Origin of the sequence: Streptomyces sp. NPDC047130 (assembly GCF_040643475.1) — a bacterium.
GTDB lineage: Bacteria > Actinomycetota > Actinomycetes > Streptomycetales > Streptomycetaceae > Streptomyces.
On the sequence record NZ_JBEYUK010000005.1, the window covers coordinates 24,566 to 41,577 of the forward strand.

Annotated in this window: 17 protein-coding genes and 2 pseudogenes; 8 read left to right on the plus strand and 11 right to left on the minus strand. The window is 68.0% G+C overall.

All coding sequences use genetic code 11. The features are described 5' to 3' along the window. Nucleotides 1-25: 25 nt before the first annotated feature. The 6 genes and pseudogenes from ABZ836_RS09280 to ABZ836_RS09305 form a co-directional block, all read right to left on the minus strand. Nucleotides 26-853, minus strand: coding sequence for a helix-turn-helix transcriptional regulator (locus tag ABZ836_RS09280; protein WP_361140917.1), 828 nt, complete (start codon nt 851-853; stop codon nt 26-28). Nucleotides 854-1,631: 778 nt separating this feature from the next. Beyond that, nucleotides 1,632-1,859, minus strand: coding sequence for a hypothetical protein (locus ABZ836_RS09285; protein WP_361140919.1), 228 nt, complete (start codon nt 1,857-1,859; stop codon nt 1,632-1,634). A 35-nt stretch (nt 1,860-1,894) separates the two neighbouring features. Further along, a complete protein-coding gene (locus ABZ836_RS09290) occupies nt 1,895-2,491 on the minus strand; it encodes a hypothetical protein (RefSeq protein WP_361140921.1) in 597 nt (198 codons plus the stop codon). Continuing rightward, nucleotides 2,440-3,195: pseudogene (gene mobF, locus ABZ836_RS09295) on the minus strand (MobF family relaxase). The gene ABZ836_RS09290 and the pseudogene mobF overlap by 52 nt, the downstream one beginning before the upstream one ends. Continuing rightward, on the minus strand, nt 3,176-3,586 hold the full coding sequence (locus ABZ836_RS09300) for a relaxase domain-containing protein (RefSeq protein ID WP_356138880.1): 411 nt from the start codon (nt 3,584-3,586) through the stop codon (nt 3,176-3,178). The pseudogene mobF and the gene ABZ836_RS09300 overlap by 20 nt, the downstream one beginning before the upstream one ends. Nucleotides 3,587-3,628: 42 nt before the next feature. Beyond that, a complete protein-coding gene (locus tag ABZ836_RS09305) occupies nt 3,629-4,678 on the minus strand; it encodes a zinc-binding alcohol dehydrogenase family protein (RefSeq protein WP_356138893.1) in 1,050 nt (349 codons plus the stop codon). Nucleotides 4,679-5,148: 470 nt separating this feature from the next. Here ABZ836_RS09305 and ABZ836_RS09310 point away from each other — a divergent pair, with 470 nt between their 5' ends. From ABZ836_RS09310 to ABZ836_RS09325, 4 genes and pseudogenes are all read left to right on the plus strand, one after another. After that, on the plus strand, nt 5,149-5,706 hold the full coding sequence (locus ABZ836_RS09310; RefSeq protein WP_361140923.1) for a hypothetical protein: 558 nt from the start codon (nt 5,149-5,151) through the stop codon (nt 5,704-5,706). 311 nt (nt 5,707-6,017) lie between these two features. After that, nucleotides 6,018-6,563 (plus strand): hypothetical protein, encoded by a 546-nt coding sequence (locus tag ABZ836_RS09315; protein ID WP_356138883.1) that lies wholly within the window; start codon nt 6,018-6,020, stop codon nt 6,561-6,563. Between the two features lie 292 nt (nt 6,564-6,855). Next, nucleotides 6,856-7,290 (plus strand): annotated as a pseudogene (locus tag ABZ836_RS09320) (IS630 family transposase). An 89-nt stretch (nt 7,291-7,379) separates the two neighbouring features. After that, a complete protein-coding gene (locus tag ABZ836_RS09325; protein ID WP_356138885.1) occupies nt 7,380-8,060 on the plus strand; it encodes an HAD family phosphatase in 681 nt (226 codons plus the stop codon). 226 nt (nt 8,061-8,286) lie between these two features. Here ABZ836_RS09325 and ABZ836_RS09330 read toward each other — a convergent pair whose 3' ends face one another. The 5 genes from ABZ836_RS09330 to ABZ836_RS09350 form a co-directional block, all read right to left on the minus strand. After that, nucleotides 8,287-8,889 (minus strand): HAD family phosphatase, encoded by a 603-nt coding sequence (locus ABZ836_RS09330; RefSeq protein WP_356138887.1) that lies wholly within the window; start codon nt 8,887-8,889, stop codon nt 8,287-8,289. A gap of 25 nt (nt 8,890-8,914) precedes the next feature. Beyond that, a complete protein-coding gene (locus tag ABZ836_RS09335; protein ID WP_361140926.1) occupies nt 8,915-9,916 on the minus strand; it encodes a sugar phosphate isomerase/epimerase family protein in 1,002 nt (333 codons plus the stop codon). Nucleotides 9,917-9,968: 52 nt separating this feature from the next. Beyond that, nucleotides 9,969-10,760 (minus strand): triose-phosphate isomerase family protein, encoded by a 792-nt coding sequence (locus ABZ836_RS09340; RefSeq protein ID WP_361140928.1) that lies wholly within the window; start codon nt 10,758-10,760, stop codon nt 9,969-9,971. Nucleotides 10,761-10,767: 7 nt separating this feature from the next. Continuing rightward, entirely contained in the window at nt 10,768-11,307 is a 540-nt protein-coding gene (gene hxlB, locus ABZ836_RS09345) for a 6-phospho-3-hexuloisomerase (RefSeq protein WP_361140930.1), read from the minus strand. A 398-nt stretch (nt 11,308-11,705) separates the two neighbouring features. Beyond that, nucleotides 11,706-12,446, minus strand: coding sequence for a triose-phosphate isomerase family protein (locus ABZ836_RS09350; RefSeq protein WP_356139426.1), 741 nt, complete (start codon nt 12,444-12,446; stop codon nt 11,706-11,708). Nucleotides 12,447-13,155: 709 nt separating this feature from the next. Here ABZ836_RS09350 and ABZ836_RS09355 point away from each other — a divergent pair. The 4 genes from ABZ836_RS09355 (at nt 13,156) to ABZ836_RS09370 (ending at nt 16,782) form a co-directional block, all read left to right on the plus strand. Beyond that, nucleotides 13,156-13,773, plus strand: coding sequence for a YciI family protein (locus tag ABZ836_RS09355; RefSeq protein ID WP_361140932.1), 618 nt, complete (start codon nt 13,156-13,158; stop codon nt 13,771-13,773). A gap of 1 nt (nt 13,774) precedes the next feature. Beyond that, entirely contained in the window at nt 13,775-14,512 is a 738-nt protein-coding gene (locus tag ABZ836_RS09360; protein WP_361140934.1) for a thiazole synthase, read from the plus strand. Nucleotides 14,513-14,567: 55 nt separating this feature from the next. After that, nucleotides 14,568-15,710, plus strand: a complete 1,143-nt coding sequence (gene tal / locus ABZ836_RS09365) for a transaldolase (protein WP_361140936.1) — start codon at nt 14,568-14,570, stop codon at nt 15,708-15,710. Nucleotides 15,711-15,780: 70 nt separating this feature from the next. After that, entirely contained in the window at nt 15,781-16,782 is a 1,002-nt protein-coding gene (locus ABZ836_RS09370) for a zinc-dependent alcohol dehydrogenase family protein (protein ID WP_356139418.1), read from the plus strand. Nucleotides 16,783-17,012: the final 230 nt, after the last annotated feature.

Here is a 17,012-nt window from a genome sequence, read left to right on the forward strand (position 1 = left end):
GCGTGGACGTCCGAGGACGCGCGTATCACTGAGATGCTCCAGACGGTTCGAGTTCGAGCAGTTGGGTGGGGTAGCCGAATTCCACACGCAGAGGCGCGGGGCGGAAGCCGAGAGCGAGCAGTGCTCGCCGGTGTCCGAGGTCGGCCCGGTCGCCCTCCCGGAAGGTGGTGACCGAGAGCCGCGGGTAGTCACGCGCGGCCGATTCCACCAGTGCGGACAGTATCGACGACGTACGGAGCAGCGGGTGGACCGCGAGGTATTCGATGTGGCCGGTCGCCGGGTGGACGATCATCGCCGCCGCGTCCTGTCCCTCGTGGTGGGCGAGCACGACATGGCGCGCGTCGAGCTTCTGGCGCAGGGCAGTGGTGTGCCGGTGGGGGTCGAGTGCCGGCAGCATGTCGACCGCCGCCAACGACAGGGGAAGCAACAGGTCCGATCCCGCCCGGTCGGTGATCTCGAGATGGCCTGGGCCGCGTCGGCACAGTTCCCATTCGGATGCATCAAACCGGTACGGCATGAGCAGCGGGAAGAACCGCTTCGCGCGTCGCCACGCCGCGGGCGAGATTCCGTAGTGCGAGGAGAAGGCGTGGGTGAAGGACTGCTGGCCGCCGAATCCGTGCCGCAAGGCGATGCCGAGGACAGGTTCAGAGGTGTTCACCAGCGCTCGCGCGGCCTCGGTGAGGCGCCTGCGGCGCACATAGGCGTGTGGGGTCAGGCCGAAGGTGCGGGTGAAGGAGCGGTGGAGGTGGTAGGGGGAATAGCCGGTGTGGGCCGCGATGCGATCGAGGCGTAGATCGGTGTGCAGAGAGCGTTCGATGAATTCGACGGCCCCGGCGTGTTCCGCCGATCGCATGAGTCACCTTCCGCAAGATTTGCCCTGACACGGGCGGTTTCTTTCATAAATGCGCATCGTCGATGGTAACCGGCGTCCGGTGCCTTGTTTTGCTCGATCTTGCGCACCCACAGATGGTGTCCCGACTCCAGCCGCGTCTCCACCCGGACCTTCCCGTCGCGCTTGAGGGCGTTGAGGGTGTCCCTCGTGCACCGGTCGTGCCGGTCGCCGGGGCGCAGCATCCGCCACAGGTGTTCGACGGTGGCCCTCTGAAAGATGCCGAGAGCCTTCAGCACTTCCTTCCTGGTGTGGGTCGGCTTCCATGTCTGCTTCAGAGACTTGGAAGGGTTGCCGAACGTGCCGGGGACCCCTGGTTTCCGGGGGTGACCTGCGCCAACTCGGCTGGCGGCCGAAGAGGCCGTGGAGGGGCCTGCGGGGCCTGGTCTGCGTCGGCGGAAGGCCGGTGGTCGCGGGCGGCGCGGTCCTCGTGGGCGAGGTCGGGCGTGAAGTCGGCAGGCACGGTGTCCTCGGCTTTCTCCGGCCGGCTGGCCGGGTCGGGGCCGTCCGGCCCGCGCGCGAAAGTGCGCACGGGCCGGGACCGCCGTGTGAAGGCACCCCTTGTCCGCGGTCCGACGGCCACCGCCGTCAGGCGTCAGATTCCTCCTTGACCGCCCCCTGCAGTCCTCGTTTGTCCGTGACCGGAGTCGCTCCCGCGCCGTGCCCGGGAGCGTGGCCTCTGTCCACAGGCTCGCGGCTGGAGGGTGTCCTCGAGGCCGCCACGATCAGCGGGGCGGCCCGATCATGAGGAGTTGCCATACCCGAGAACGCCGACTCCGTACCACTCCCGCCGATGAAGCCGGAGGACATCATCGCCGCCTTCGCCTACCTCCGGGCGTTGCAGGCCGACAACATCGACACCGGCCTGTGCTGTGCGGCGGTCCGTGCGGGCGTGGGAGTCGTTGGTCATCTTGGTGGCCGCCTCCTGGATGCGGCGCAGTCGGTCGGCCGTGAGATCGAGCGCTTCCACGTCCGTGCGGGACTTCCGCGGGGCCCGCACCGCGGTCAGGTCGATCGCCTCGCGGCGGCCGGGTTCCGGCCCCCGGTCGTCGCGCTCGGGTGCGAGCAGTTGCTCGGGCATCGCCGCCTGTTGGTGGGCGACGACGTCGTACGCCCGGCCCCGCACGACCGTGGCGGTGGCGGTGCGCCCTGCTCGCGGACCACCGCGCCGGCGAGGACGGCGCGCTCGTACTGGAGCAGCATGCGGGGGATCTCCCACTCCCCCACCGCGTCCTGGCCCGGGGACCGGTGCGCGGCCGGGTTGCCGGGATCGGTCGGGGGTGGCCGGTCCGGGTCGGGCGCCAGGGTGGGTGGCCGGTGGCGGGCGGGGAGGTCGGACAGGGCCCAGCGGGTGGTGTAGAGGCGGTAGGCGGCTTCCCGGCCGCGGACGGTCTTCGGCTCGGTGATGTCCAGGCAGTGGGTGGAGATGGCGGCGGCCACCACCTGGTCGTCCAGACCGGGATCGCGCCGTCGGCCGCGCAGGACCAGGGCGAGATGGCGGCGCGCTTCGGCGAGCAGGTGCCGGCGGTGGAAACGGCCGTCCCGGTTCATCACGAAGACGGTCGCGGTGACGGCGACGTCCGCCAGCGCGACGTCGACCACGGCGGCAACCCGGGCCCGGATCGCGGCGACCGCGGCGCGGGGACGTCGGCGGCGACCCCGGAGGTGAGGATCGCGCTCGTCTTCCACCACGCGCGCAGCTGCGAGAGCGGCCGGGTCTTCTGCTTGGGCGGGCGGGTCTTGCGGGCGGCTATGGCGTTGAGCTCGGCGCGGGCCCGTTCGGAGACCACAGGCAGGAACCGCGGCTCACCGTCGTCGTCGACGGTGGTGACGTACTCGTGCTCCAGGTCCTCGAGGCAGGCTGCGATCTGGTCGCTGCGCCGGGCAGTCCAGCGGATCAGCTCGTGGGGCACCCCGGCCATCTCCATCACGGGCCGGCGCCCCGGGGTGACGGTGCGCGGCTCGGTCGCCAGCCCCAGCGCCTCGCAGACCTCCGCGGCCACCAGCTCGTTGTAGAGCGCGGAGGCGGCGACGGTGTTCTCGTGGAGGGCCGTGGTGTGGATCGAGCTTCACTTGCCGTCCAGGCGCTGCCCCTTCACGCTCAGAAGTAGATGATCATGCAGCAGTGGTCGCCCGGAGCGCGCCTCGTAGTGGCGGAAGCGGGCGGCGACCAGACCGCCGGGCGGCCGGACCCGGTAGATGCCGTCCTTGCCGTACCGGATCACCGCAACCTCGTCCTCGACTACTCCAGCACCCGCCCGATCGCCCGCTCGTGCGCGGCCTCGATCACCCGCTGCTTCCCTCATCCCCCAGCGCCCACAGGAGGTAGATCGTCGGCTGCGGCCGGAACACGAGGTCCGCCTCGGTCACCGTCACCCGGCGCCCGAGGGCGCCGGCCCGATACGCCTTCTTGGTGGAGTCGCCCGCGGCAAGCCGGTCAGTCTCGATCCGGTCCGCGTACGGGTGACGGCCCCGCTCGCCGAACAGGTTCCGTAGCTGGTCCTCGGTGATCTCCTCCCCCGGCGCAAGCCCGAACACGGCCAGGCCGCGGCCCATCCACCGCCCGACCGGGACACCAGCCTGCTCCTGGGCGATACGCAGCGGCGTGTGGGCCTGGCGGCGGCCGTCACCAGCGACGGTCTCGCGCAGATAGCAGCGGTACATCTGACCGGCGGTGATCAGCGCGATATCCATCATGGACACCACGTCACACGGCCCTGACCCGCAATAATAGGCCGATCAGCGGGACTTTCCGTCAGGCGGGAGCAGCAGCGGCTCGGACGGCTTCGGGGGCAGGAGTACAGATGCCCCGGCGTAGCGGCTTACCGTGAGATCCTCCAGAGCCCGTGGCACCTGATCGAACGGGTAGGTGGTGCATTCGACATGGAAGGGATGAGCTGCCGCCAGAGTAAGGAATTCTTTGGCATCCTCTACGGTGCTGGACGTTGTGGAACTTAACTGCCGTTCATGGAAGAGCTCACGGAAGTACTCCAGCGGAGGTATAGCATCCATGTGGATCCCTGCGACCACAACGGTGCCCCCACGGTCAACCACGCGGAGAGCCTTCGGGACGATGCTGCCCGAAGGAGCGAAGACGAGTGCGACGTCGAAACGGTGTCCCGGCCGCTCGTCCACTCCGTACGCCGCCTTGGCGCCGAGTCTCATCGCCAGCCTGCGCGCCGTTTCACTACGGGTAAACACCTCGAATCTTGCGCCCAGAAGCGTGCAGACCTGAGCCGTGATGTGGGCGCTTGATCCGAACCCGTACAGCGCTACCCGCATGCCGGCAGCAACGCGCGCCATTCTGACGGCCCGGTACCCGCTTATGCCCGCGCAGAGGAGAGGCGCGGCGCGTACCGGATCGTAACCGGCCGGGATCGTCCAGCAGTACGGTGCTTTGAGGAGAGCGTACTGCGCGTAGCCGCCGTCCGCGTGCCAGCCGGTGAAACGGCTGTGCAGGCAGAGGTTTTCCCGTCCGGTGACACAGAACCGGCATCGGCCGCACGTGCTGCGAGGCCATCCCGCTCCGACGATCTCCCCCACCCTGCGGTGCGGTACGTCTGCCGCCACAGCGACCACCTCCCCGACGATCTGGTGTCCCGGGATGACTCGCGGACGGCGCGCGGGGAGATCGCCGGTGATGACATGCAGGTCGGTCCGACAGATCCCGCACGCGAGCACACGGACCAACACCTCGCCGCAGCCGACTTCCGGCCGAGCCAGACTAGTGTGCTGAAGTGGATTGTCAGTAAGCCGGCCCTGTTCATTCACCACCCACGCCTGCATCATCGGCACAGCCACATGAAACCCTCTCTTGCACGCGATTGCATCGACTGGGATGCAGTAGTTGACGGCGCAACGGTTGCCGTAATGAGTTCCCTTCGTTTCGCTTTTCTCACAATAGCAGGTGAACTTCGCATGTGCGGGAAATGCGTCCGCCAACAGGCCGCATTGCCTCGTCCGGAGAGGTTTCCGTAACGGTTCGCAGCATGCTTCCTCGCGCCCGGGAAGCGAGTATTCTACGAGTCAGGCGTGGCGAGAGAGGTACGGTTTCCCGGAGTGACGGGTATTCACCAGTGGGGGCAGTGTGGCTCACGTGGAGCCTCAGATAAGCAGAAAAAATGAAGCGCCGTGCCGCCACCTCCCGTTTCAGCGATAAAGAAGAGAGATTTCTCCGAACCGCTATGGGCAGACGGTGTGAGCGAGTCTATCCTTTTCTCATCGACGACTGAAGGTCAGTCAAGAAAAGGGATCTCCCCGTGAAAAAATCGAAAATCCCCGGACGCGGCCTGGCGGCCGCACTGTCCACGGCCGCCCTGGTGGCCGGAGCGCTGGTTGCGGCTCCGGCAGCGCATTCCGCGACATCGGCCCGGCTGGTCGCGGACATGGCATGTCCCGTGGGCAGTCAGACGGTCTCCTTCTCGCCCGGTGTCACTCTGACGCCCCAAAGCGTTACGGTCACCTACAACGTCGCGCTGGGGGTGTGCGCGTCCCTGACCCAGCCACAGATCACGAGCGGCAGCAGCCAGGGCACCGTGACCGTGACGCTCGACTGCCTCGACCTGCTGAGCACCACCACCGGGACCCAGACGTTCCACTGGAGTGACGGACAGAGCAGCGTTCTCTCCTTCACACGTACGGTCACCAGCGCCAACGGCCAAACCGTCATCACAGTGACGGGGCCGATCACTTCGGGCCTGTTCACCGGCCGCATTGCCACCTTCACGGTCGTGGAGCCCGCTCTCGACCTGACGGCCTGCCTGACCTCGCGGGGCCTGACGGGTCAGACCGGCGTCACGACACTGCTCATCACCTGATCGCATCAGGGAGGGTGCCGCATAGGTCCGCCCCGCTCCGCGAATCCTGCCGAGCGGGGCAGCCTCCCGTTGGGTCAGCCATTTTCCGGGGCACGGGCTTTCGCAGGAGGTCGGCCCTTGCCTTTTCAGCAGCAGGTCCGATCGCATCGGGAACACACCAGTCGGCCCTCGTAGTAAGCCGCGGGCTTGCTTTCGGTACGGCAGTTCAGTCTCGGCACGAGCCGTGCATCGTGCCGCGTCTGCCAGATGTTGACCAACTCGACAAAGAGCGTCAGTACTGGCGCTATCAGAGACCAAGAAACGGATCCTTCATGGGCATCAGCCACCTGCTCCGCACCGTGTCCGCCGCGCTCGGCGCGGTCGTTCTCACCGCCGCAGCGCTCATGGGCGCGTCTGCACCCGCTCACGCTGCAGGCGCAGCCGCGGCGATCTGCCAGCTGGAGACCTTGACTACTCACGACCGGCCCATCACCCAAACGCTCCAGATGAACAACTGGACCGAGAACGCCATCGAGGTCAGGTGCGCCGGAGTAGCCATACCCAGGGACAACATCGTGCTCAGCGGTCTCCGTATCCCCGGCTACGAGCAGGCGGCCTGCAATGGCCCCGTCATCGGCAACACCGGGACGGCGACGGTGACGTGGAGCGACGGCACTACCAGCACTGGCGAGCGCAGCCAAGTGACCGCGTTCACCTCGAACGGAAACATGACGGGCACCTTCACCATCCTGATCACCTCCGGCGCGCACTACGTCGGCCGCACCATCTCGCAGACCGTCACTGGCTACGGCGGCTCCTGCGGTGACACCGTCTTCCCCGCCCTCGCAACCCTGGTATTCGCCGAGGTCGAACTCTGACGGGGCGGCAACGACCATGTTCCTGCTGCGGCTGAACTTGTGCTGTCGCGTTTCGGCTGACCGGGGCCGCTCCGTGCGGTATCGCCGAGGGACGCGTGTCCACAAGGGGGCGGGCTGACCGCCGCGCGTCGGCAGTTCCGGATACGGTTACGGTCGGAGGCCGAACGAGCGGTTCGCGCGCGGGTGAGACGACCGCAGCGGTCGGCGAGGAGTTGCGGGTCAGCGTCTGCTCTGTGCAGCCTAGCGTCGGGCCTGGGCCGAGGGCGCGTGCCAGGCCCCCGCCCGCCGGGCCCTGGAGCGGGACGACGAGGCAAGCATCTCCATCGCCGCGCTTCCCTGCTACAAGCACGGCCACCGGTCACGGCTGATCTGCCGGCCCCGCCGCGACGGGCGCAGGAGCTTCTCTTGCCGTGACTACCGCGACCTGCTCATCGCTGCCCACGCACCCGGTCGTCGGACCGATCGTCCTCGTCTGGGGCAACCTCAACGTCCGCAGGCCTGCGGGACTGCGCCTGGCCCGGGACTGGCCGACAACCTACTCCCCCCTTACACACGTGCACCCGACCTCAACCACGTCGAGGCATCTGGTCCCTTCTGCGGCGCGGCTGGCTTTCCAACGTCGCCTTCACCAACCCCGGACCACCTCATGCAGCGCATCCGAAGCGGCCTCCGCCACATCCGTTGCGGAAGAAGTGACATAATGACGAGGAAGCGGACTATAGCTTAAAAGAGTGACTTTACGCGCTTTTTCTATGCAACTGAGTGACAAGGGTACAAGTTACCCGTCACCACTGCCGTCCAACGCTGGAGGCCCTTGTGAAGGCTCTGATGCGAAAACGCCCCCTTGCCGTGGTGTTCGATTGCGACGGAACTCTGCTCGACACGGAGCAGGCGTGGCAGACGGCGCGGGAGGACGTGCTGGCCGCACTCGGTGCCTCGTCCGACTCCGGGCTGCTGGCCGAGGTGGAGGGGATGCACTACGCCGAGTGCGGTAAGCGGCTGGCCGAGCACGCCGGACGGCCGGAAAGGGGGGCCGAAAGCGCGCGAAAGCTGCTGGAACTTTACGAGCACCGGGTGAGAGCAGGAGTGAGGGCCATGCCCGGGGCAGTCGATATGGTGCGGATGCTCAACGGCCGCGTGCCGTTGGCTGTGGCCAGCAACTGTCCCGATTCCACCGTGCGTTCGAGCCTGAATATGGTTCAGATCGCCGCGTGCTTCGCCGCCGTGGTGGCGGTGGGCCACGGTGTGGCCCCGAAGCCGGCTCCTGACGTCTACCTGCGTGCCGCCGAACAGCTCGGGGTGGCTGCACGGGATGTCGTCGCTGTGGAGGACTCCGGGTCGGGTGCGGGGTCAGCCAGGGAGGCAGGCATGCGGGTCCTCCTGGTCAACCCTGACGCCACTGACGAGGACCGTCGCAACGCTGATGCGTGGACGCCGCATCTCTCCAGCCCGGAGGCCATGCGCTGGGGTGCCTTCGTAGCCGGCACCCGCCACTGACCGCACCGGAACGGACAGCCGGCGGCAAGGCGCCGGCCCACATGCACGCGGGCGAACCGGCCAATCGGAGCTGGCACCGTTAACAACCCTCGTGATCAATACACCTAGTGGATGGCAATTGGGTCGTGCTGGGTGATGGGCATGGCGTGGAGAAGCCTGCATAAGTGGTCCGCCACCCTTCGCTTTGGTCCGCCGGGTGCGCGCAACGCAGTTGCAACCCCGACATTCACAAGCCGTAGAAGTCGCGCAGGTGGGTGTGGAGGTTCTCCGCCGAGGTGTAGGTGTGGGTGTGCCAGCCGATGCGTGCGGCGCCCTCCGTGTTGGTGGGTTTGTCGTCGATGAACAGGGTCCGTTCGGGTGAAACTCCGGTGGCATCTCGTACGGCTTGGTACGCCTTCGGATCGGGTTTGTTGACCTTGAGGTCCCAGCTGAAGAACAGGTCGTCGAACAGCACCATGCTCGGTGCGCCGTCCAGGCACCGGGCGAGGTCCCGGGGCGCGTCCGACAACAGGGCCAGCCTCACTCTGCCGTGCAGGCGCTGCACTATGCGCACGGTCGGCAGGTGCGGATGCAGGCAGTTGCCGATGTCCAGGTCCCACAGTCTCTGCCGTTGGGCTGCGTCCCATTCCGCGCCCAGATCCTCTGCGACCATCTGCCAGTACTCCGCTGCGGTGGCTGTGGTGTTGTAGGCGGGCCGGTGACGGTGCCACGCGGCCCAGAAACGCTCCCGGGGTACACCGGCGGCTTCTTCCAAGGCCCGGACGACGGGGTCGGGCTGGTTGCGGGAGAGGACTTCCGAGTAGTCGAAGACGACGAGGTCGAGGGGCATGTCGGGCTCCATGCGGATGTGCGGTTCAGCGATGGCCGAAGGAAGCGTCGAAGGAGGCGTCGGCGGGGCTGATCGCCGCCAGCTCGCGGACGCGGGACAGCGCTTGCGGCGCAGCCGTCAGCCGGTCCATGCCCGCGTCCTCCCACTCGACGGAGAGCGGGCCGTCGTACCCGATCGCGTTGAGGGTGCGGATCAGGGCTTCGAAGTCCACGTCGCCGTGGCCGACGGTGACGAAGTCCCATCCGCGCCGGGGGTCGGCCCACGGCAGGTGCGATCCGAGGCGCCCCGCGCGTCCGTCGGTTCTCAGTACCGCGTCCTTGAGATCGACGTGGTAGAGGCGTTCGCGGTAGTCGTAGGCGAAGACGGCCGGATCGAGGCCCTGCCACAGGAAGTGGCTGGGGTCGAGGTTCAGGCCGAAGGCCGGACGGTGGCCCAGCGCGTCCAGGGTCCGTGCGGTGGTCCAGTAGTCGTAGGCGATCTCGGTCGGGTGGACCTCCAGGGCGAAACGGACCCGGGCGTCGTCGAAGGCGTCCAGGATCGGATGCCAGCGGTCGGCGAACTCCTGGTAACCGGACTGGATGTCGTCCTGGCTGACCGGGGGGAAGAGCATGAACATGTGCCATACCGGTGAGCCGGTGAAGCCGACGACGGTGTCCGCTCCCAGCCGGGCCGCCGCGGCCGGCAGGGCCGCCATGGCCTCCGCCGCTCTGCGCCGCACGCCCTCGGGCTCACCGTCGCCCCACACGGCGTCGTCCAGGATGTTGCGGTGCCTGTCGTCCACCGGGTCGCACACCGCCTGTCCCAGCATGTGGGCGGCCAGGGCGTTGACCCTCAGTCCGTGGGAGCGCAGGAGGTGCGCGACCTCGTCCACGTAGTCGAGGTCCTGGCGGGCGCGCCCGGCGTCGAAGTGGCGGGGATGGCACGCCAGGGTCAGGCCGTCGTACCCCCACCGCGCGGCATGTCCGCACAGCTCGGGCAGGGGCATGTCGGTCCACTGCACGGTGGTCAGGTTGATCGGGCGTGACACGGCGTGGCCTCCCGTTACGTGTGCGTTCGATTCATGGCTCACGGCCGCGGGTTCACCCTTGGTGGCGAGCTTCGCGTGCTGCGGCGGCGAGCTCGGCGGTGACGGCCTGCCGTTGCCCGGTGTCGTACGCCGCCTTGCCCACGCCCAGTCCGTCCAGGCGGCAGCCGGCGTCGAGGAGGGCGGGCAGAACCCCCGGCACGACCGCTCCTCCGTAGAGCACCCGCACGTCGTCGGTTCGCTCGGCGCCGAGGTTTCGCAGCGTCTCGCACACGACGGCGACCTGGGAGGGCGGCGCCGCCTGATGGATCTCACTCGTCCACGGAGGCTCGTACAGCCAGACCAGGGGTGCTCCTGCGGGGTGAGCGTCCGCGACCGGCCGGGCCTGCCGGACGACGGCTTCGACGGCTGCCTCGGCTGCGGTGGGGGCCTGCTCACCGACGCACACGATCGGTGTGATCCCCTGCTCGGCGGCCGAGGCGGCCGAACCGGCAACCGTCGTGTCGTCCTCGGCGAGCCGGGCGCGCCGCTCCGGATGGCCCACCATGGCATATCGGCAGCCCGCGTGGACGAGCGCTTCGGCAGCGATCTCACCGGTCGGAGGCGAGGCGTCCCGCCACACGTTCTGGGTTCCCCATCCGATGCCCGTGCCGTCGAATGCCGCCGCCGCCACATCGAGCAGCTGGGCCGGGACCAGGACGACGAACCCGATCGAGGCAAGCTCGTCGGCTTCGCCGCGCAGGGCCGTCGCGAAGGCGTCAAAGTTCTGATGATCGAGGAGCGCCTTGGTGTTGGTGCAGGACAGGGCGCGGTCCGGGTGTGCGAGGAGTCGGTCTCGGTCGGGCATACGGCTCTCACTCCATGTTGGTGTGGCGCTCGGTCATGTCCCCGTCGTCGACCATGCCCGACTGCTGGAGCGCGAGCACGACCGTGTCGAAGAGGAGCAGGGCCGCCTGTTCGAAGAGGGTGCCGACGAACTGTTGTGAAGTATTGGGGCGGCCGTCCGCTCCCCGTTCCTGGAGTAGCACCGCCAGCGTCGCGATCCGGACGAGTTCGGAGTCCGGGTTGCCGCAGACGGCCACGAGTTCGGCGTCCGACTCGAGCGCCGTGCGAGCCAGTTCGCACACCGTCGGAGTGCCGCCGGAGCCACTACAGGCGACGACGACGTCGCCCGAGGTGACGGCAGGGGAGGTGACGTCGGAGAAGACATGGGCTTCGACGCCCATGTGCGTCAGCCGCATGGCGAATCCCTCGGCGGACAGTTTCGACCGGCCCGCTCCAACGACCACCACTCTCCGTGCCTGAGATATGACGTCGATCATCTTCGCGACCTGCGTCAGGTCGGCCCCCTCCAGCGTCGCCCTGGTCTCGTCCGCCACAATGTCGCGGGCCACGGCCAGCCGGGTCGCCGACGCATAACCCGCGTTGTCAGGGAGAGGCGAGCGTGCACGAGTCTCTGTGGGCTGAGCGGCGGTGGTGCCGGCTGCGTGCTGTTGCTCCTTGTGAATCACGGGTGAACCCTTCTCTCATTTCGTGGGTTGTCTCGTGCCGAGTCGGCAGCAGAACTCGGCCAGTGAAAGTCGGTCCGGCACTTGCCCTGGTCCCGACGGCAGCGCCACGCCGCAACGCGGACAACCGGTCTCCCCGAGGGTGAGCGTCTTGCGCGGATCAAGGCAAGGTCGTCAACCGGCGTTGGTGGGTGCTGCCCCTCGCTCGAAGGCCCCTCGCCTAGCGTCGCCCGCGCGCCCGCAATACGCCACTCGGGCCTGCGGACGGCTTCGGTCGGACGGCTTCAGGCCCCGTCCAGCAGCTCGGCGAGCACGGCGTCCAACCGTGCGGGATCCCTGGCAACCCTCCCCACGGCCACACCGTCCCAGGGTGCGGCACCGCGCAGCGCCTGGTAGCTACCCGGCACGACGGCACCGCCGTAAAGGAAGCGGGTCTCGCCGTTCCGGAGATCGGGGCTCAGGACCTCTCGCAGGGCTTCCAAGGCCGAGGCGGCATGGTCGGGGTCGGCGCCCTTGTCCGCACCGACCGCCCATCCCGGCTCGTACAGCACGGTGACGGGTGCGGCGGACGGCAGCGCGTCCCGCAGGGCCGTAGCCTGGCGCCGCACGTGGGCAGCCGCCTCGGTCGCCGGCACGGCTTCGGGCTCGCCGACGCAGACCACAGGCAGAAGACCGGTGTCCGCCGCGGCGCGCGCCTTGCGGGTCACGAGGGCGTCATCTTCGCCGAACAGGCGGCGACGCTCGATGTGACCGATCATGGCGGCGCCGCACCCGATCTCCGCCAGCAGCTCGGCGGAGACCTCGCCCGACACCGCGCCCCCCTCGTACCAGAGGTTCTGCGCTCCGACAACGATGCCGGTTCCTTCGAGTGCGCGGACGGCCGGCAGCAGTACCGGAAAGGGCAGGAACAGACAGAAGGAGACGTCGGCTAGCCGGTCGGCGCGTGGCAGCAGCAGCCGTTCGATCCACTCCTCGGTCCCTCGCAGACCCAGTTGCATTTTGGTACTGGTCAAGGAAACAGGCATGGCACCTCCTGCAGGTCGCCTGGGTGAGGCCGTCAAGGAGCAGCGGTGCCTCTTGGGTCTCCGGCACGTGCGAGGCACGCGGTCGACACAGCGCCGGCGAGCCGGTGGGGGTCACCGTGCCCAGGGGTGCCGCCGGAGACGCTGATCAGAGGTCCACCTCACGAGCGAAGGGTGTGCACGGAGTTCCACCTGAGCGACTCGTTTGCCGTTCAACTTGTGTACTCGGCCCACTCAGCGTCGACAGCCAATCACTTTTGCGTCATCGCGCGCTTAATCGTAGTGACGATTTTGGGGCAAAGGAGACAGTGCAGCGTGTCGAGTGTCCGCGATGCTTTGCCATAAACGACCACTCGGGCATCCGGAGCGGTTCAGTGCAGGCAGCCTTCGCCTCACACACAGGGACGACACGACGACACGGCGGCTCCCCCAACGTGTCATGCGGCGTTCACCGGGGCCACTGGCGACCGGTCGGGACGCGGCGCCACTCGCCGGCCGCCGGCCACGAGATGACGCGAGAGCACGCCGCGACCGCGGACTGCGCGACACGACCGACGACCCACACCGCAACGTCGGGATACGCAGGATGCCGACCTGAGGTCAGCCCGGGGGCCTCAAGGACGGTAAGAAGGAATGGGCGATTTGGGGGCAATTGAACGGTTCTCGGCACTGCGGATGGGTAATCGGAGGGAGTCGCTGACGGACAGGGCTGATGCGCATCGACAGCCCGACCACAGCGTCCAGTTGTGTCCATGCACGAAGGACGGCCATGTACATCCTGATGAACACCTACACGGTCCCGACCCAGGCAATCGACGCAGAGCTCCCCCGACACCGTCGCTGGGTGGAACATCATTTCGCGGAGGGGCACTTCATCTTCGGGGGCAGGCGTGAACCGCGCACAGGCGGCTTCGTCGTCGCCGCAACCGACGACGAGGGCGAAGCCCGCGAGTACCTGGAAGAGGAACCGCTGTTCGCACAGGGCCTCGTGACCTGGGAGCTGTTCGGGCTCGTCCCGCAGCTGTCGTCCGGGCCGACACTCCGCGCGGTGCTGGACTCGTTCGGCGCCACGACGTCACTGCCCGGAACCGCCGGCGACGGAGCCGACGAGGCCGGCCCGCTGCGCGTACGTGTCAACGGCGAGGTGCGCGTCTTCCCGCCGGTGCCCACGGTGGAAAGCGTCGTCGAGGAGCTGTGCGAGGCCAGGCACGTGGGAAGCGAGACCGTCTCCGCCTCGTTGGACGGGACAGTGCTGCCTCGCGAGGGGTGGGGCGTCCCCCTGCGGCAGGGCGCCGACCTGCGTGTCGCCGTCCTGACCTCGGGTGGCTGACATGACAACACCATCGACGGCAGACACCTGGCACCTGGGCAGTCTGGAGCTGCGCTCCCGGCTCATGCTGGCGATCCCCGAGGACGCCCCCCTCACTCAACTCGGCGCGATCCTGGAAGCAGGGCGCGTGCAGACCGCCACGATCAAGGTGGCAGCCGACCTCGACGACGCCGACACCGACACATACGAAGTCCTCCGGGAGCACGGTGTCCATGTCCTGCCCAACACGGTGGACGCCGCGGATGCGGACGACGCGATCCGTGCAGCCCATCACGGGGCTAACCTCGTGGGCAAACCCTGGGTGAAGCTGATCATGACTCAGGATCCCGAGTACTCCTTGCCCAACCCGGTCCAGCTTTTCCACGCGGCCGAACGTCTTGTCGAGGACGGGTTCGAGGTCTTCCCCCTGATTCCGGACGATCCCGGACTCGCCGTAGAACTCTCACAGCTCGGCTGCGCCGGCCTCATGCCCCAAGGTTCACCGGCCGGGTCCGGGCAGGGCATCGCCAACCCGCTCAAGTTCCGCCTGATCCTCGACCGTGTGGACATCCCCGTTCTCGCCGGTGCCGGGATCGGGACGGCGGCCGACGCGTGCCAGGCCCTGGAACTCGGCTGCGCCGGCGTCGCCTCGGCGAAAGTGATCTTCTCAGCACGCGACCGGACCAAGGCCGCGACCGCACTGGCGGACGCCGTCGCGGCAGGCCACTCGGCCTGGCAGTCCACCCGGAACGACGCCTGACGCCGTGCCGACGGGCTCCGCCCGACCCGCCCCTTCGCCGAGCCACATCACCCCGGTGCAGATCAAGCCGGACGAAACATGGAGGATCATGTCTCAGGCACTCGACGACCTCACCAAGCACGGCGTCTCGATCTACCTGGACGACATCAGCCGCTCGCGACTCGAAAGCGGTGACCTGCGCCGACTCGTCGAACGGGATTCCGTCGTCGGCGTAACCACAAACCCGTCGATCTTCAGGAAGGCACTGGCCGACGGCGAGGGTTACGACAGAACGATCAGCGATCTGGCCCGCAGCGAGTTCTCACCGACCGACGCACTACGGATCCTCACCTGTATGGACGTGCGGGACGCGGCGGACGTGCTGGCACCGATCCACCGGAGGACCGACGGACACGACGGCTGGGTCTCGCTCGAGGTCAACCCCTACTACGCGAACGACACCGAGGCAACCGTTGCCGAAGCGACACTGCTGCACTGGACGGTCGGCCGCGAGAACGTCATGATCAAGGTGCCGGCCACACACGCCGGCATTCCCGCCGTCACCGAACTCGTCGCGCGCGGCATTCCCGTGAACGTCACGGTCATCTTCTCCCTCACCAGCTACAGTCAAGCAGTTGACGCCTATATGACCGGCCTCGAACGGGCCCACCAGCAAGGCCTCGACACACGGAAGATCCGATCGGTCGCCTCGTTCTACCTGGCCCGCATCGACGACGCCATCGACCGCGAACTGGACACGGTCGATGCCCCCGCGGCCGGTGCGCTGCGCGGCAAGGTCGCGCTCGCACACGCCCGCCTCGCGCACCGGGCCTACGACGATCTCCACAACGGTGAGAGGTGGCGAACCCTGTCCGCCGGCATCCCAGGACTCGCCCCTCAGCGACTGCTGTGGGCATCGACCTCCACCAAGGACGACCGGTACTCGGACACGCGCTACGTCACCCAACTCGCCGTCCCAGGGTCCATCAACACCATGCCCGAGAGCACACTGCACGCCGTTTCCGATCACGGAGTGATCCCGGTGAGCCCGCTGGGCAGCGACCCCGACTCGGCCCAGCAGATCATGCGGGATCTCCAAGCCCTCGGGATCTCGTTCGACAAGGCGGCACGCCAGTTGGAAACACAAGCAGTCACCGGCTTCCAACATGCCTGGCGCGGCATCCTTGATGTGCTCGCCTCCCGACTTGCGGCCAGGTGAACGCACCCGCGAAATCCGCGGCCACCGCAAGTCCGCCGCATGCCCACTGCTCCCGCAAGGAGGATGAACCATGGCTAAGGTCGTCCAGTTCGACCGGACCGGCGGCGCCGAAGTCCTGACGCACCGTGAGGTCGACACCGCCGCTCCCGGCAGAGGTGAGGTCCTTGTTCGCGTGGAAGTGATCGGCCTGAACCGTGCCGAGATCATGTATCGCGAGGGTGCCTACTTCTACCAGCCCGTCCTCCCCTCCACCCTCGGCTACGAAGCCGCCGGAACCGTCGAGGCCGTCGGTGAGGGCGTCGAGAGCCTTGCCGTCGGCGACCAGGTCGCCAGCGTCCCGGCCTTCCTGCAGACCGAGTACGGGACCTACGGCGACCATGTGATCCTCCCGGCCGCGGCCGTGGTGCCGCGCCCGGCGGGCGTCGCCGCCACCACGGCCGCGGCCGTATGGATGGCCTACATCACCGCCTACGGCCCTTTGGCCGAGAGCGGCAACGTGCGACCCGGCGACCACGTTCTGCTCACCGCCGCCTCCAGCAGTGTCGGCCTCGCCGCCATCCAGATCGCCCGCCGCATCGGAGCCGCGCCGATCGCCACCACCCGCGGACCAGGCAAGAAACAGCGCCTGCTCGACGCAGGCGCCACTGACGTGATCGTCACCGACGACGAAGACCTGCCCGCCCGCATCAAGGACATCACCAACGGCGAAGGCGTCCGCCTCGCCTTCGATCCCGTCGCAGGCCCCGGCGTGGAGACGCTTGCCCAAGGCATCGCACCCGGCGGGCACCTCGTCGTCTACGGTGCGCTCGACCCCCGCACCACCCCCCTGCCCAATGCCCGGTCCTTCCCCGCCCTGAACACCCGCACGTACGCTCTGTTCGAAATCACGTCCGACCCCGAAAGGCTGCGCCGCGCGGTGGCGTTCATCAACTCCGGCCTTGCCACAGGGGCCTTCGACCCGGTTGTCGACAAGATCTTCGACTTCAGCGAGATCGCCGACGCTCAGCGCTACATGGAAGCCAACAGCCATGTAGGGAAAATCCTCGTCACCGTCGACCACAACACGCGCTGACCCCGGCAGGGATACCGGGGAGCGTTCAGTGCGCTCTCTCGGTTGTGCCTGAGCGTTTTCAGCATCACCGCTCCAAGGTGAGGACGGCTTCGCCCGCCTGACGTCATGCGGTTCGGCTGCAGCGGGCGCTGCGGAAGATCCGCAAGGACTTCAGGCGGGCGTCGCCTCGTTCGACCATGTCCCGAGTGCCCCGGACCGGACCAGGGCGGCCTCGGGTCCGGCCCGATCAC

Excerpts from the sequence above, each read along its gene's own strand:
- ABZ836_RS09350 (WP_356139426.1), bottom strand. The coding sequence starts at position 12,446 with ATGCCTGTTTCCTTGACCAGTACCAAAATGCAACTGGGTCTGCGAGGG.
- ABZ836_RS09355 (WP_361140932.1), top strand. The coding sequence starts at position 13,156 with ATGCGCATCGACAGCCCGACCACAGCGTCCAGTTGTGTCCATGCACGA.
- ABZ836_RS09370 (WP_356139418.1), top strand. The coding sequence starts at position 15,781 with ATGGCTAAGGTCGTCCAGTTCGACCGGACCGGCGGCGCCGAAGTCCTG.
- ABZ836_RS09360 (WP_361140934.1), top strand. The coding sequence starts at position 13,775 with ATGACAACACCATCGACGGCAGACACCTGGCACCTGGGCAGTCTGGAG.
- ABZ836_RS09315 (WP_356138883.1), top strand. The coding sequence starts at position 6,018 with ATGGGCATCAGCCACCTGCTCCGCACCGTGTCCGCCGCGCTCGGCGCG.
- ABZ836_RS09330 (WP_356138887.1), bottom strand. The coding sequence starts at position 8,889 with ATGCCCCTCGACCTCGTCGTCTTCGACTACTCGGAAGTCCTCTCCCGC.
- ABZ836_RS09305 (WP_356138893.1), bottom strand. The coding sequence starts at position 4,678 with ATGATGCAGGCGTGGGTGGTGAATGAACAGGGCCGGCTTACTGACAAT.
- ABZ836_RS09340 (WP_361140928.1), bottom strand. The coding sequence starts at position 10,760 with ATGCCCGACCGAGACCGACTCCTCGCACACCCGGACCGCGCCCTGTCC.
- ABZ836_RS09280 (WP_361140917.1), bottom strand. The coding sequence starts at position 853 with ATGCGATCGGCGGAACACGCCGGGGCCGTCGAATTCATCGAACGCTCT.
- ABZ836_RS09300 (WP_356138880.1), bottom strand. The coding sequence starts at position 3,586 with ATGATGGATATCGCGCTGATCACCGCCGGTCAGATGTACCGCTGCTAT.